Origin of the sequence: Streptomyces sp. NPDC047061 (genome assembly GCF_040643955.1) — a bacterium.
GTDB lineage: Bacteria > Actinomycetota > Actinomycetes > Streptomycetales > Streptomycetaceae > Streptomyces.
This window is the reverse complement of the sequence record NZ_JBEYVI010000003.1, coordinates 237,643-250,691: the sequence shown is the minus strand read 5'-3', so window position 1 is coordinate 250,691 and position 13,049 is coordinate 237,643. Positions and strand designations below refer to the sequence as shown.

Annotated in this window: 15 protein-coding genes; 6 read left to right on the top strand and 9 right to left on the bottom strand. The window is 71.1% G+C overall.

The genetic code is table 11. The features are described from left to right. Nucleotides 1-226: 226 nt before the first annotated feature. Complete coding sequence (locus ABZ887_RS07180; RefSeq protein ID WP_089100973.1) at nt 227-958, bottom strand: hypothetical protein; 732 nt, start codon at nt 956-958, stop codon at nt 227-229. A 556-nt stretch (nt 959-1,514) separates the two neighbouring features. After that, entirely contained in the window at nt 1,515-2,606 is a 1,092-nt protein-coding gene (locus ABZ887_RS07175) for a hypothetical protein (protein WP_361283906.1), read from the bottom strand. 288 nt (nt 2,607-2,894) lie between these two features. Between ABZ887_RS07175 and ABZ887_RS07170 the strand changes: the two genes are divergently transcribed. Both ABZ887_RS07170 and ABZ887_RS07165 read left to right on the top strand, forming a co-directional pair. Further along, nucleotides 2,895-3,308 (top strand): RidA family protein, encoded by a 414-nt coding sequence (locus ABZ887_RS07170; protein ID WP_361283903.1) that lies wholly within the window; start codon nt 2,895-2,897, stop codon nt 3,306-3,308. Beyond that, nucleotides 3,305-3,757 (top strand): GNAT family N-acetyltransferase, encoded by a 453-nt coding sequence (locus tag ABZ887_RS07165; RefSeq protein ID WP_361283900.1) that lies wholly within the window; start codon nt 3,305-3,307, stop codon nt 3,755-3,757. The genes ABZ887_RS07170 and ABZ887_RS07165 overlap by 4 nt, the downstream gene beginning before the upstream one ends. Nucleotides 3,758-3,784: 27 nt before the next feature. On the opposite strand, the gene ABZ887_RS07160 is transcribed toward ABZ887_RS07165, so the two are convergent. Beyond that, nucleotides 3,785-4,540 (bottom strand): aspartate/glutamate racemase family protein, encoded by a 756-nt coding sequence (locus ABZ887_RS07160; protein ID WP_361283897.1) that lies wholly within the window; start codon nt 4,538-4,540, stop codon nt 3,785-3,787. Between the two features lie 5 nt (nt 4,541-4,545). Further along, nucleotides 4,546-6,021 carry an NCS1 family nucleobase:cation symporter-1 gene (locus ABZ887_RS07155; RefSeq protein WP_361283894.1) on the bottom strand — a complete coding sequence of 492 codons (1,476 nt, stop codon included), beginning with the start codon at nt 6,019-6,021 and terminating at the stop codon, nt 4,546-4,548. A gap of 138 nt (nt 6,022-6,159) precedes the next feature. Here ABZ887_RS07155 and ABZ887_RS07150 point away from each other — a divergent pair, with 138 nt between their 5' ends. Beyond that, nucleotides 6,160-6,828: a GntR family transcriptional regulator gene (locus ABZ887_RS07150; RefSeq protein ID WP_361283891.1), complete on the top strand. Its 669-nt coding sequence runs from the start codon at nt 6,160-6,162 to the stop codon at nt 6,826-6,828. Between the two features lie 31 nt (nt 6,829-6,859). Continuing rightward, on the top strand, nt 6,860-8,338 hold the full coding sequence (locus tag ABZ887_RS07145) for a LamG domain-containing protein (RefSeq protein ID WP_361283888.1): 1,479 nt from the start codon (nt 6,860-6,862) through the stop codon (nt 8,336-8,338). A gap of 10 nt (nt 8,339-8,348) precedes the next feature. Here the strand turns inward: ABZ887_RS07145 and ABZ887_RS07140 are convergent, their stop codons facing one another. Then, a complete protein-coding gene (locus ABZ887_RS07140; RefSeq protein WP_361283884.1) occupies nt 8,349-9,050 on the bottom strand; it encodes a uracil-DNA glycosylase in 702 nt (233 codons plus the stop codon). A 100-nt stretch (nt 9,051-9,150) separates the two neighbouring features. Between ABZ887_RS07140 and ABZ887_RS07135 the strand changes: the two genes are divergently transcribed. Further along, on the top strand, nt 9,151-9,759 hold the full coding sequence (locus ABZ887_RS07135; RefSeq protein ID WP_361283881.1) for an RNA-binding S4 domain-containing protein: 609 nt from the start codon (nt 9,151-9,153) through the stop codon (nt 9,757-9,759). Here the strand turns inward: ABZ887_RS07135 and ABZ887_RS07130 are convergent. Together ABZ887_RS07130 and ABZ887_RS07125 are read right to left on the bottom strand one after the other, a co-directional pair. Continuing rightward, on the bottom strand, nt 9,756-10,436 hold the full coding sequence (locus tag ABZ887_RS07130; RefSeq protein ID WP_361283878.1) for a class I SAM-dependent methyltransferase: 681 nt from the start codon (nt 10,434-10,436) through the stop codon (nt 9,756-9,758). The genes ABZ887_RS07135 and ABZ887_RS07130 overlap by 4 nt on opposite strands. 126 nt (nt 10,437-10,562) lie before the next feature. Then, nucleotides 10,563-11,477 carry an acyltransferase domain-containing protein gene (locus ABZ887_RS07125; RefSeq protein WP_361283875.1) on the bottom strand — a complete coding sequence of 305 codons (915 nt, stop codon included), beginning with the start codon at nt 11,475-11,477 and terminating at the stop codon, nt 10,563-10,565. 65 nt (nt 11,478-11,542) lie between these two features. Between ABZ887_RS07125 and ABZ887_RS07120 the strand changes: the two genes are divergently transcribed. Further along, a complete protein-coding gene (locus ABZ887_RS07120; RefSeq protein ID WP_361283872.1) occupies nt 11,543-11,842 on the top strand; it encodes a DUF6343 family protein in 300 nt (99 codons plus the stop codon). A 68-nt stretch (nt 11,843-11,910) separates the two neighbouring features. Here ABZ887_RS07120 and ABZ887_RS07115 read toward each other — a convergent pair whose 3' ends face one another. Together ABZ887_RS07115 and coaE are read right to left on the bottom strand one after the other, a co-directional pair. Beyond that, complete coding sequence (locus ABZ887_RS07115; RefSeq protein ID WP_217544382.1) at nt 11,911-12,297, bottom strand: tetratricopeptide repeat protein; 387 nt, start codon at nt 12,295-12,297, stop codon at nt 11,911-11,913. A 50-nt stretch (nt 12,298-12,347) separates the two neighbouring features. After that, nucleotides 12,348-12,980 carry a dephospho-CoA kinase gene (gene coaE / locus ABZ887_RS07110; protein WP_361283868.1) on the bottom strand — a complete coding sequence of 211 codons (633 nt, stop codon included), beginning with the start codon at nt 12,978-12,980 and terminating at the stop codon, nt 12,348-12,350. Between the last annotated feature and the right edge of the window lie 69 nt (nt 12,981-13,049).

Here is a 13,049-nt window from a genome sequence, read left to right as displayed (position 1 = left end):
ATCGAGCTGCGCGGGCAGGACTTGAACCTGCATTTCGACGTACTGGGGCCCGGGCCCGGTCGATCCGGCGATCGGCGGCGAATGCTGAGTCTGGAGCGAGAGTCTGAGATTCAACGCGGCCCGCCCGATGTGCACTGTGGGTACGACCGCTCTTCACGACAAGGCTCAGCTTCAGCTTTGCGCTCCTCGCGCACCCCGGCCGCAGGGGCCGGGGGGTCTGTAAGGGCTATCCGAAGAGATAGCCGAACACGGCGTCCCCGACACGCTGGTCGACGACGTCGGCGCCGTTCGCCTCCTCGCGGGCGAACTTGACGGCCTGCTGCAACTTCTCGACCCGGTCGAGGAGTTCGTTGACGCGCCGTGCGGGCAGGGCACCCGAGAACTTCACGGTGGTCCAGTAGCCCACCGGAATGTCCTCGTAATACACCTCGACCTGGGCCGGGTGCTTCTCGGTGGCCTCGGCCTTCACGTGGTTGCGGGGCACCTTCTTGGTGCGCAGGGTCCGCACCGGCTCGGTCTTCCAGGCGTCGGTGGAGGGATCCTGCACCCACGACTCGGAGGCGTCGAGCACGGGCAGCTTCCGCACAAAGGTATTGAGATCGACGAGCTGCTTCTCCAGGAACAGCAGGTAGGCCACGGGCACGTCGGTGACCAGCACCCGCCCGTCCACCTTCACATCAGCCCTGGCCTCGCAGTTCGCCCAGTCCTTGGTGGCGGTCACGTCGAAGAGTCGGGTCAGCGTGGCCGAGGTCTCCCGCAGCACGTCCTCGGCCTTGACCTGAACCCGCGTGGACTCGGGCGGCAGTTGCTCGCCCTCCTCGTCCTTCGGCTGATACGTCCGCGAGATACCGGCCAGCAACGCGGGCTTCTGCAACCCGTGATGAGCCGACGTCAGGTCCTGATGCGCCTTGGACTTGATGCCCTTCTCGACCGCGATGATCTGATTGAGTTTCGCCACGTGAAGGACGGTAGCAGCGGCAACTGGCCTATTCCCAACCATTATTTCGGGCGGGCGGATACGGGCGGACACATCACCCGCAGCCGAATAGCAGCTCGTCCTCGGCGACCGCTCCGCGCAACTCCCCGGATTCCGCCCGCAATCCGCCGAGGACGTCATCGCCGCCCCGCAAGCCGGCCTTCGGCGTGAACTCGGCCTCAGTGAGCGCAAGTTCGCCATCCAGCGGTTCGGCTTCGGGTCTCCTGCGGTCCGTGGATCTCCCTGGCCGACGATCCACCCGGCGCTATCGGTACGTATCGGGCTGTCCGCTGCTCCGGCCGACTCACGTCGCTCGCTGAGGACCACCAGCCCGGCGGAATCGTCCTTCCTGAACTGAGCGCTGCGCACCGATTGCCCGAGACTCTCGGTGGTGATCAGCCGCACGGTCTCGTCAAGCATCCGAGCTGCCTCCGCCGTCGACAAGGAAGTCCGGAAGTGCGACGCCCGGACGAGAACCGGGAGACCGTCCACCAGGTCGTGTCACTTCTTGCATCGGGAGCGGGCAAACCGGTCCCGGTCACCCGCCCTGGGACAGCTGGTTCACGGCAAAGGCCATGTGCTGCAGGTGCCCCACTCTGATCCACGTCTCGGGATTGCCCGACCCTTTGGCTCCTTCGCCCGCGGCGCACTCGTGCAGCCAGCGTTCGCCGTCGCCGTACTCCGCCCCGCGGAATCCCCCCGCCTCCGTGATCCATCGGGCCGTCGCACGGACCCGCTCGACGTGCTCGCGGCCTCGCATGGGCGCCCGCGCAATGAGGTAACTGTCATGCGTGGTGTAGCGCAACAGACCCCATGGCGGGCCGTACGGGTCGTCGCCGGGCGGGATGTTGGCGGCGGAGACGTGTTCCACGGAGTAGTCGCCGTACACCACGCTTCCGGGCAAGCCGGGCCTGGCTCTGCGAACGGCTCGGTCGAGGTCGAGGTCATGGCGTCGCACCTCGTATGCGGAAAGCCTGCCGCGCTCCTCGTGAAAGCGCGGGAACGCTCCGGAGGTCAGTACCACCATCCGCCAGGGCAACAGCGTGCCCAGCAGGTCAAGCGCCGCGATGGCGTCCTTGACCGTCTCGTCGCCGTCCATGACCGCACCCATGTCGAGGATGAGGTCGGTCCGGGAGGGCACCAGACAGAGGCGGGAGACCATGCTCTGCAACTCCGCCGAGCACCGCTCGTCCGGTGGCTCGTCGACCAGCAACCGTATGCCGAGCCCCCGGCCGCTCAGGAACGCGAGATCGGCGCTGTAGCGCTGCAGCGTACGGTCCCGCTCCGGGCCGGTGACAAGCCGAAGGCCGCTCCTGGTCGCGAGCCGCCACAGGCCGGTCGCGGCCCCCCGGACACGGCCTTCGACATGGGCCGCGTCGACCCATCCCGGCCTTCCGCCCACCGCTCTGAGGAGTCCGTCCACATCCGAGGTGAACCGGCCCTCCACGACCGTCGGGTCGTCATCCGGGTCCAGGACGACGCGCTCTGCGCGGGGCCGCTCCGGGCCGGTGTAGGGGACGACCGTCCACAGGGGGGCGATCCGTCGCTGTAATCGAGGGTGCAGTGCCTCGTAGGCCTTCCAGCCTCGCGGCCGTGCGGGCAGGACCGGTACGTAGATCGGCTTCACCATCGCGGCTCCCCCAGCCCACCGAAGCGCCCATCGTCCCTGGTCACAGAGTGCGTGGGAATTCTTCGTAACGAAAGAGAGCAATTCAGGCCAGAAATGGATCCGAAAGGACAGGAGTCGATCGAAAAAGAAAGGAAACCGAGCCGGACCGGCGCCCACGGCACGCTCGTCCGGCACGGGCGGCCGAACCGTCAGCCGGCGCCCCGCCCCGCGGCCGGAAATTCAGGTGCGCCCGCCCCGCGCGAGCGCGGATGATCGGTGGGTCGCCCGTCGTTCACTCCAGGAGCCCCAGTGATCCAGCGCGTCACCACCCCGGCTCTCTTTCCGCCGCCCGGGTACTCCCATGTCTCCGTCGTCGAGGCCGGTACGAAGCTCGCGTTCCTCGCCGGTTCCGTTCCGCTGGACGACGAGGGGAGGCTCGTCGGGGAGGGGGATCCGCCGCGGCAGGCCGAGCGGGTGATCGCGAACCTGCGGGAGCAACTCCGCTCGGTCGGCAGTGACTTGGAGCATGTGCTGGCGACCGACGTGTACGTCGTGAGCAGTGAGCCCGCGGTGCTGTCCAGCGTCTGGGAGGTCGTCGAGGCCTCCGGGCTCAGCGCCGGGCCGCACGCGTCGACGCTCATCGGCGTGGCCTGTCTGGGCTACACCGGGCAGCTGGTGGAGATCACGGCCACGGCCGTCGTGCCCGAGGGGGCGCAGGGATGAACGCCGGGGTCGTCCTGCGCCGAGCCGGTGGGCCGGACGCCGCCGAGGTCGCCGACGTCTGGCTGCGGTCGTTCGGCGCCGCCCTGCCCACCGTCGTCCGACCGCGCTCGGACGACGAGGTGCGTGCGTACATCCGGGACGTCGTGGTGCCGGAGCGGGAGACGTGGGTCGCGGAGGGCGGCGGCCGGGTCGTCGGGATGATGGTCCTCGCGGGGGATCTGCTGTCCCAGCTGTATCTGGCCCCCGAGTGGCGGGGCCGCGGCGTCGGCGACCGGTTCGTCGCCCTGGCCAAGGAGCGCTCTTCGCAGGGGCTCACGCTCTGGACCTTCCAGGTCAACAAGTCCGCCCACCGCTTCTACGAGCGGCACGGCTTCGTCGCCGTCGAGTACTCGGACGGGAGCGGGAACGAGGAGCGGGAGCCGGATGTGCGGTACGTGTGGCGGCCCTGACTCGGCCCTCCCGCTACGGCCGACCCGTTACGACCGACCCTCAACAGCCGGACCCTCAGGGCCGGCCCGGTGCGGCCCCCACGCCCGTCGCTTCGCCAGCGGCTTCCGGTAGCTTCCCGCCCGGCTGGTCGTGAGTCCCAGCGTCACCAGCGATTCGGCCAGCTTCACCGCCGCGCCGACGCCGTCGACCACCGGAACCCCGAGCTTCTCCCCCACCACCCGCTGCAGCCCCGTCATCCCGGCGCAGCCGAGGACCAGGACCTCGGCGCCGGCGTCCCGGGCCCGCTCGGCCGCCGCGAGGAACGCGGCCTCCGTGCGTCCGGGGTCACCGGCGAGGTCGAGGACGCCGAGTCCGGTGCCGGTGACGGCGACGCAATTGCGAGCCACTCCGGCGGTCTCCAGGCTGTCCTCGATCTGCCCGCGCGACCGGTCCAGGGTGGTGACGACGCCGTAGCGGCGGCCCAGCAGACAGGCCAGGTGGGCCGCCGCCTCGGTGATGTCGACGACGGGTACGTCCACCAGCTCCCGCACGCCCTCGCGCCCGTGCTCGCCGAAACCGGCCATGACCACCGCGTCGTACGGCGGACCGGCGTACGTCCGCAGCGCGTCCAGGACCGCCGCAGCCGACAGGTAGCTGTCGAGCCAGCCCTCCGCCGACTCGGGTCCCCAGGCCGGGGTCAGCCCGGTCACGGCGGTGCCCGGGCCTGCTGCGGCCCGGGCACCTCGTACGATCTCCTCGGTCATCTCCTGCGTGGTGTTGCAGTTGGTGACGACGATCCGCACGTCCTTCAGACCTCCTCGGCCACGGCGACGGGGGCGGGGGCGGGAGCGCGGTCACGGCGGCACAGCGTCAGGTAGAGGCCCGCGCCCAGCGCCGTACCGATGAACCAGGAGTACGGCGCCACGTCGCTGAACGTCTTCACCAGCGCGAGCACGGCCGCGACCGCCGCCGAGGGCAGGAACGCCCACAGGGCCTTGGGGTTGACGCCCTTGCGGTAGTGGTACGGGGAGCCGGGGGTCGCGTCGAAGAGTTCCCGGACGTCCACCCGGCCGCGCTTGACCCAGTAGTAGTCGACCATGATCACGCCGAACAGCGGGCCCAGGAACGCGCCGAGGCCGCCGAGGAAGTAGTTGACGACGGTGGGGTTGGAGAAGAGGTTCCAGGGGGTGACGACCAGCGCGGCGACGGTGCTGATCATGCCGCCGACCCGGAAGCTGATCTTCTGTGGCCAGACGTTGGCCAGGTCGTACGCCGGTGAGACGAAGTTGGCGACGATGTTGACGCCCATGGTGGCGACGGCGAAGGTCAGCGCCGCCACGACCAGGACCCAGGTGTTGCCGACCTTGGCGACCAGTTCGGCCGGGTCGGTGATGGCCTCGCCGAAGACCTCCAGGGAACCGGCCGTGACGATCACGGAGACGACCACGAAGGCCGTGGAGTTGATCGGCAGGCCCCAGAAGTTGCCGCGGCGGACGGTGCGGTAGTCGGGCGCGAAGCGCGAGAAGTCGCAGAAGTTGAGCATCAGGGTGCCGTAGGTGGCGAGGATCAGGCCGATCGCGCCGAACCACTGCCGCCACTGCTCGCCGGTGGAGACCGGGTGCGGGGTGGAGGTGAGCGAGATGGTCCAGTGGGCCTTGGCCAGGATCCAGACCGCGAGGGCGATCATCACCAGCCAGATCGCCGGGCCGCAGAAGTCCTGGAACCTGCGGATCGTCTCCATGCCCCGGCTGATGATCGCCGCCTGGATCAGCCAGAGCGACACGAAGGAGATCCAGCCGAGCGTGTCCAGCCCGAGAAAGGAGCTCTCCGTCAGGGATTTCAGGCCCGGCCAGGCGGCCAGCAGCATCACGTTGACGGCGACGGACGCCAGATAGGTCTGGATGCCGTACCACATGATGGCGATCACGGCCCTGATCAGCGCCGGGATGTTGGCGCCCCAGACGCCGAAGCTGATCCGGCTGACCACCGGGAACGGCACGCCGTGGCGCTGGCCGATCCGGCCCATCCAGTTCATGCCGATGTAGATGAGCACGAAGCCGGCGAGCAGGGAGGTGAAGACCTGCCAGACGTTCATGCCGAGGACCAGCAGGCCGGCGGCGAAGGTGTAGTTGCCGAGGTTGTGGACGTCGGACATCCACATGGCGAAGAGGTCGAAGACCTTCCAGTTCCGCTGCTCGGCGGGGGCGAGGTCTTCGTTGGTGAGCCGGGGGTCGGGGACGAACACGGTTGCGCCGGTGGCTTCGGCGCGGTCGGCGAGGGACACGGGGCCTCCAGGGAACCAACCGGTGTACCAGCTTTTGGTATACCAAACTGCGGTCATGGTGCTCCCGTCAAGCGTTCCGACCGATGTCCGTCCCGTTACGGCTCCGTAAAAGCCCCCCGGGTCGGCGAAAATGACCTCATGGGCTCCCCCACCACGAAGATCGAACCCCTGGGCGCGGTGCGCGAGCGCGTCCTCGCGACCCTGCGGCAGGACATCATCGCGGGGCGCCTCGGCCCCGGTGACCGGCTGGTGGAACGGGAGCTAGCCGAGCGGTTCGGGGTCTCCCGGGTGCCGGTCCGGGAGGCGATCCGGGCCCTGGTCGCCGAGGGTTTCGTCCTCTTCGAGTCGGCCCGCCGTACGGTCGTCCGCCGGCTGACCCCGACCGACGTCAAGGAACTCTTCGAGCTGCGCGAGGCGTTGGAGGTGTACGCGGCCGGGCTGGCGGCGGCGCGGGCGACCCCGGAGGCACTGGCCGAGCTGCGGGAGCTGCTCGACCGGGCGGCCACGGCAACCGAGGCGGGCGACGCCGAGACCATCACCGACATCAACACCCGTTTCCACGACCGGATCCTGGCCCTGGCCGGAAACAGCCTGCTCATCTCGGTGATGGAACCGGTCGACGGCAGGCTGCGCTGGCTCACCCGGCGGAACGAGGAGTGGCCCCAGCTCCTCACCGAACACCGCGAGTTGTACGACGCGATCGCCTCCGGCGACCCGGACCGCGCCCGCGCCCGCGCGCTCGGCCACGTCCAGGCCAACTACCGGTCGACGGTGCGGCACCTGTTCGGCGAGGACACCGGCACCTAGCCGCCCGACCGGTTCCCACAGGAAGCAGGACATGACCATGGTGAGCAGACGGGGGCTGCTGGGCGGAGCCGCGCTGGTGGGGATGGGCGCGGTGGCCGGCATGGCGGTGGGTGCGGGAACCGCCGCCGCCGACGAGCCGCTGGACACACCGTTCACCCCGGTCGCCGCGCCGCATCTGGCCGAGGCCGAGCAGCTGGTGCGGTACCAGCGGCTGCTGGCGGCCGGGTATCTGCCGACGGGGCTCGCCGGGCACTGGCCGCTGGTCGGCTCCGGCGCCGACCGCTCCGGCCTCGGGCACCCGGTCGCCCCGGGCCCGGGAGCGAGCTGGACCAGTCTGCGGGCGGGCGGCGAACTGAGCTTCGACGGCACCTCCGGGGCCTACGCCGCCACCGCGTCCGTCCTGGACACCACGGCCCCGTTCACGGTCACGGCCTGGGTCAGGCTGGCCGGCGACGCCGCGCTCACCACCATGTACACGGCCGTGAGCCAGGACGGCGACAGCGCCAGCCGCTTCCTGCTGCAGTACGACGACGCGGCCGGGACCTGGGCGTTCAAGGTGCGCAGCGAGGACCAGAGCACCAAGGCCTCGGCGCTCGCGGCCACGCCGGTCACGAAGACGGGCGTCTGGACCCATCTGGCAGGCGTCTGGGACGGCACCCGCGTCCGGCTCCACGTCAACGGCGTCCTGGAGGGCAGTGCCGACACCACCCTGTCGTGGGCCTCGCCCCAGGGCTTCAGCATCGGCCGGGCCCGCTGGGACGGCGGTTACGTGAACCGCTTCAAGGGCGCGGTCGACGACGTCCGCGCCTACGGCCGTGCCCTCGACGCCGACGAGATCGCCCTGGTCAGCGGGCGGACGGCACGCGCCAACAACGTCTATCTGATGGACACTTCGGCGACCGTGGCCTGGGGCCGCCCGGACGACCTCGCCAGCTGGGTGGCCCGGGCCCGCTGCTCGTCCTTCGTCACGGCGCTGCTCAGGCACACCTACGGCTGGGCCACCGACGCCTACTTCCTCCAGTACTTCCAGGAGAAGGGCCCGGAGGCCGCCGACTACTGCTCGGCGTTCCGCAACGGCACCGCCGGCCCGCGCTTCCGCCGTATCCGCAAGGTCACCGAGCTGCTGCCGGGCGACCTGATCGCCGTCGACTACAACGGGCAGGACGCGGAGAACACCGGGCACATCGTCATGGTCCGCGAGGTCAAGGGCGTCTTCAGCGGGGTCGCCGACTTCGCCGGCGAGACCCAGTACGCCGTCGAGATCGTCGACTGCACCTCCGACCCGCACGGCGTCCACGGCCTCAGCAACTACCCGCGCTACCCGGACACGCGCATGGTCAGCGACGTGGACGGCGAGAACTTCCAGGGCGTCGGCATCGGCCACATGATGTTCTACGCCTCCGACGCCACCGGCGAGTTCTCCCGGTACCGCTGGAGCGTCAACTCCTCCGCGTCCACCGGCACCCACACGGTGGACGACCGCCCGGTGGCGGCGGCCCGGATCGTCTGAGCCCCGCCCCTCACCCCAGTCCGGCTGCCTCCGCCGCCGTCCGCAGCACGTCGCGGAGCATCTCGGGGGTGAGGCGGCCCGTGAAGGTGTTCCGCTGGCTGACATGGAAGCAGCCGAAGAGCTCCAGGCCGCCGAGACCGACCCGGGTGCCGTGGGCGAACGCCGGGCGGGGCCGGGGCACGGTCCAGCCCGCCGCCGCGAAGGCCGGCAGCGCGGCCTGCCAGCCGAAGGCTCCGAGCACGACGGCGGCCCGCAGCGTCGGCCGCAGCAGCGTCAGCTCCTCGACCAGCCAGGAGCGGCAGGTGTCGCGCTCCTCGGGGGTCGGCTTGTTGGCGGGCGGGGCGCAGTGCACGGGCGCGGTGACACGCACGCCGTACAGCTCCAGGCCGTCGTCGGCGCTCACCGACGTCGGCTGCGAGGCGAGCCCGACGTCGTACAGCGCCTGGTACAGCACGTCGCCGGAACGGTCGCCGGTGAACATCCGGCCGGTGCGGTTGCCGCCGTGCGCGGCCGGGGCGAGGCCGATGATCAACAGCCGGGCGTCGGCGGGCCCGAAGCCGGGAACCGGCCGCCCCCAGTACGTCCAGTCGGCGAACGCCGCGCGCTTGGTACGTGCCACGTCCTCCCGCCACGCGACCAGGCGGGGGCAGGCACGGCAGACACTGACGCGCTGGTCGAGGTGGGCGAGCTCGGCGCGCGGGGTGCGGGTCACGTTTCAACGGTAGGGCCGGTCCGCGGAGGCGGGGCGCGCGGTTGTGGGCGTCGGTCAAACGGTTCCGTCGGGGGTCGGCTCGGGGGGCTATGGTCGGGGCATGGCTTCTGAGGATGCGGACGACGGCAGGGAGCTCGCGGGCGGAGGGTCCGGGGCACCCGCCTCAGCCGGGCCCGCCGAGGGAACCGAGGCCCCCGCCACCCCGGCTCCCGACCCCGCCGCGATCGCCGCGGCCGTCGCCGCCGCCGAGGCCGCGGGGCCGGCTCCCGGCGAGAACGTGCGGATCGACAGCTGGATCTGGGCCGTCCGCCTGATCAAGACCCGCTCCATGGGAGCCACCGCCTGCAAGGGCGGGCACGTCCAGGTGAACGGCGAGCGGGTCAAGCCCTCCCACTCCGTGCGCGTCGGCGACGAGGTCCGGGTGCGCAACGAGGGATGGGAGCGGGTCGTCATCGTGAAACGGCTGATCCGCAAACGGGTCGGCGCCCCGGTGGCCGCCGTGTGCTACATCGACAACTCCCCGCCGCCCCCGCCCCGCGAGGCCTTCTCCCCCATCGGCATCCGCGACCGCGGCACCGGCCGCCCCACCAAGCGCGACCGCCGCGAACTGGAACGACTGCGCGGCTTCGGCGGGGGCGGCACGGGTACGGGTGGGACGGGTTCGGGTGGGACGGGCTCGGGTGGGACGGGCTCGGCAAGGCCTCGCTAAGCCGTGGGTACCGCCCTCACCCATATCCCGTCCTTGGTCAGATACTCGGCCACCTCCAGTCCCGCCTCCGCGAGCGCCTGCTCGAACTGTTCCTCGGTGAGCGGCCGGGCCAGGAAGGTCTGGGTCCAGGTGGCGTCCGGGAACTCGTACTCCGCGAGCACCGAGTTCACCCCGTCCCCGACCGGCTCGGCCGACACGATCCGGACGGTGTAGCCACCGGGGTCGACCCTCTCCCTCGGCACCTTCGTGTGGTAGTCCGCGCCCTCCCGCTGGATGAGCACGCTGCCGCCGTCCGCCACGTGCGCCGCGCAGGTGCGCAGCATGTCCCGACGCTCCTCCGCATCCCCGGTGTTCACCAGGAACGACGCGAGCATCACCACGTCGAACTTCTCGCCCAGGTCGAGCCCTTCGATGGTGCTGCGTATCGTGCGCGCCCCGCGGACGCGCTCCAGCATCTCCGCCGACTCGTCCACCGCCGTGACCGTGAAGCCCCGCTCCAGGAGCGGGTGCGTCATGCGCCCCACACCGCAGCCCAGCTCCAGAATGTGGGCGCCGGCCGGGACCGCCGCCTCGATGATGTCCGGCTCGTCCCCGGCGACCAGGCGCGCGTAGAGCTCGACCGCGCAGCCGTCCGGGGTGATCGCTCCGGGTCCCGTTCCCTCGTGCCCCTCACGCATTTCAACCGTCATGCCCGAACAACGGCCCGTCGCCCCGCCGCCGTTCCCGCACCGGGACGGTTCACTCGTTCGAGCAGTTCGAAGGTCCAGCGGGAACTTTTCTGCCGCCGGGCGCAGTTGACGACCTCACTGGTCCCACGGGAACCATCCGTGACCGACGTACCAGTGGCCGCCCGCCCGCAGATGGTCGCCGACCGCCCGCTCCACCGACGTCCGCCGGGGCAGGTCCCGTACCGGCAGGTCCGGGTCGCCGAAGACGAAGGCGACCGGTGTGGTGTCGGCCGGCTCCTGATCCACCCACCCGGGCCGGAACCGCTCCTGGAAGCGGACGATGTTGGAGCCCGCCGGGAGGAGCCGGCGCAGCTGCGGATCGAGCAGCCAGGAATGGCAGGTCGCGACCGCGTGGGGTTCCTCGGGGAAGTGCCGGGCGAAGAACTCCCGGGCACGGTCCACGGAACGGTCGCAGGCGACGGGGGTGAGCGGCCCGAGGAAGTCGGGGATGTGCAGGTCCAGGGAGGGCTCGCCGCCGGTCACGTCGGTTCCGGCCGCCTTGATCGCCTGCGCCGTGCGGTCACCGAGCCGCGTCCGCTCGTACTGCAGGCGTCCCAGCTGGTAGAGGCGGCCGCAGAAGTGGCGGGTGAGCCAGTGCGCCTGGCGCGCTCCCAGCCCTCCGGCGCCGAATCGTCTGCGATGCAGTGCCATGCCGCGGCCCAGGTCGGCGAGTGTGTGGCGGGAGACGTCGTCGGGAATGCCGCGTGCCCGGTGCACCGCGCGGGCGTGCGGCACCGCCGCGAGGAAGACGTACACGAGGAAGTACTCGCCCAGCGTCGCCGGAGCCTGGGCGGCCCGGTCGACGAGCCCGGCCGGGTCGTCCACCTCCCGCACCACACCGGTCACGTCCTCGGCGCCCTCTTCCAGCAGCCGCCGGAGCCCTGGGTCGGCGGTCACGGTCCGCCGCAGCGCCACCAGATCGTTGATGTCCTCGTGCGGCACGGCGAGGTCGAGGAGCAGGTCGGGCAGGTCATCGGCGTCCGGCAGCACGGCTGGGTCCCCCTTGGTGAACGTCCGGTCGAGGAGTACGTTGCAGACAGGAACGGTGATCCGGGATGCGTACAGGCAGTGAACCGGCGACCGCCCGCAGTGCGCTGCGGGCGCGGTTGTGGCTGAGCATGTGGGGACTGGCCTGGTCGATCTTCGGCACGGCGGCGTTCGCGCTGGTCGGGCGTCCCGGCTGGGCGGCGGCCTGCGGGGTGCTGTGGCTGGTGGCCACCGTGGACATGACCATGATCCTCAGGCACATCCGGCAGGGCCCGCACTATCAGCCGGGCCGCGACGTGCCGCCGTACCGGCCCGCGGACACCCGCCCGCCGCCGTTCCGGCGCCCGCCGCAGCACCGTCATCCGTGAGGCAGCGTCCGGCCACGCATCCGCGAAGGAGCATCCGGTCACGCACCGCCGGTTCACGCGCCGCCGGCTCACGCACCGCTGTCGAAGCGGGCCGCCTTCAGGTACTCCGGGTTCGGGTCCAGGGCGGCCGCCAGCCGGAAGTGGCGTATCGCGAGGTCGGTACGGCCCTGGCGCTCGTAGGTGCGGGCGAGCGCGAAGTGGGCGAACGCGTTGTCCGGTTCGCGCTCCAGGACGATGGTGAACTCCAGCTCGGCGGGGCGCAGTTGGGCGGCGGCGAAGAAGGCACGCGCGCGCAGCAGCCGGGCGGCGGTGTTCTCGGGGTGTGCGGCGATCACTCCGTCGAGCAGTTTCACCGCACCCCGCGGGTCCCGTGCGTTGAGCAGTTGCTCGGCGGCACGGAAGTCGATGACATGCGTCTCCGGAGTACGTCCGGTCGAACCGCTGGTCTCGGGCACGGCAAAGTCCTTCCCTCACTCGAGCGGTTCAACGCCCGGACGGGTGTCCGCTATTTCGAAGACGCTTTCCGCTCGTTCGAACCGGATGACTGCGCCCGGCGCACGAGGTCGGCCCAGACCTCCCCGACGCGCCGCTGAAGGGCGTCCAGGGGGACGTCGTTGTCGATCACGATGTCCGCGATCTCCAGGCGCTTCTCGCGCGTCGCCTGCGCGGCCATGCGCGCGCGGGCGTCCTCCTCCGTCATCCCCCGCAGCCGTGTCAGCCGGTCCAGCTGGGTCTCGGTGGCGGCGTCCACGACGACCACGACGTCGTAGAGCGGCGCGAGGCCGTTCTCCGCGAGGAGCGGGACGTCGTGGACCACGACGGCGTCGCCGGCGGCCGAGCTCTCCAGTTCGCGGGAGCGGGATCCGACCAGGGGGTGCACGATCGAGTTCAGTACGGCGAGCTTCTCGGGGTCGGCGAAGACGATGGAGCCCAGCTTCGGCCGGTCCAGGCTGCCGTCGGCGGCCAGCACCTCCGATCCGAAGGCCTCGGTCACCGCCGCCAGACCGGGGGTCCCGGGCGCGACGACCTCACGCGCGATGCGGTCCGCGTCGATCAGCACCGCGCCGTGCCCGACGAGCAGCCGGGACACCTCGCTCTTGCCGGCGCCGATCCCGCCGGTGAGGCCAACTTTCAGCATGCCCCGAAGCTTAGGCCCTGCCACCGACACCGGCTGTGACGGGGCCCGCACGCATGCAACCCGCCAGGC

Coding starts and splice junctions, on each gene's coding strand:
- ABZ887_RS07165 (WP_361283900.1), top strand. CDS start 3,305: ATGAACGCCGGGGTCGTCCTGCGCCGAGCCGGTGGGCCGGACGCCGCC.
- ABZ887_RS07135 (WP_361283881.1), top strand. CDS start 9,151: ATGGCTTCTGAGGATGCGGACGACGGCAGGGAGCTCGCGGGCGGAGGG.
- coaE (WP_361283868.1), bottom strand. CDS start 12,980: ATGCTGAAAGTTGGCCTCACCGGCGGGATCGGCGCCGGCAAGAGCGAG.
- ABZ887_RS07120 (WP_361283872.1), top strand. CDS start 11,543: ATGCGTACAGGCAGTGAACCGGCGACCGCCCGCAGTGCGCTGCGGGCG.
- ABZ887_RS07130 (WP_361283878.1), bottom strand. CDS start 10,436: ATGCGTGAGGGGCACGAGGGAACGGGACCCGGAGCGATCACCCCGGAC.
- ABZ887_RS07150 (WP_361283891.1), top strand. CDS start 6,160: ATGGGCTCCCCCACCACGAAGATCGAACCCCTGGGCGCGGTGCGCGAG.
- ABZ887_RS07145 (WP_361283888.1), top strand. CDS start 6,860: ATGACCATGGTGAGCAGACGGGGGCTGCTGGGCGGAGCCGCGCTGGTG.
- ABZ887_RS07175 (WP_361283906.1), bottom strand. CDS start 2,606: ATGGTGAAGCCGATCTACGTACCGGTCCTGCCCGCACGGCCGCGAGGC.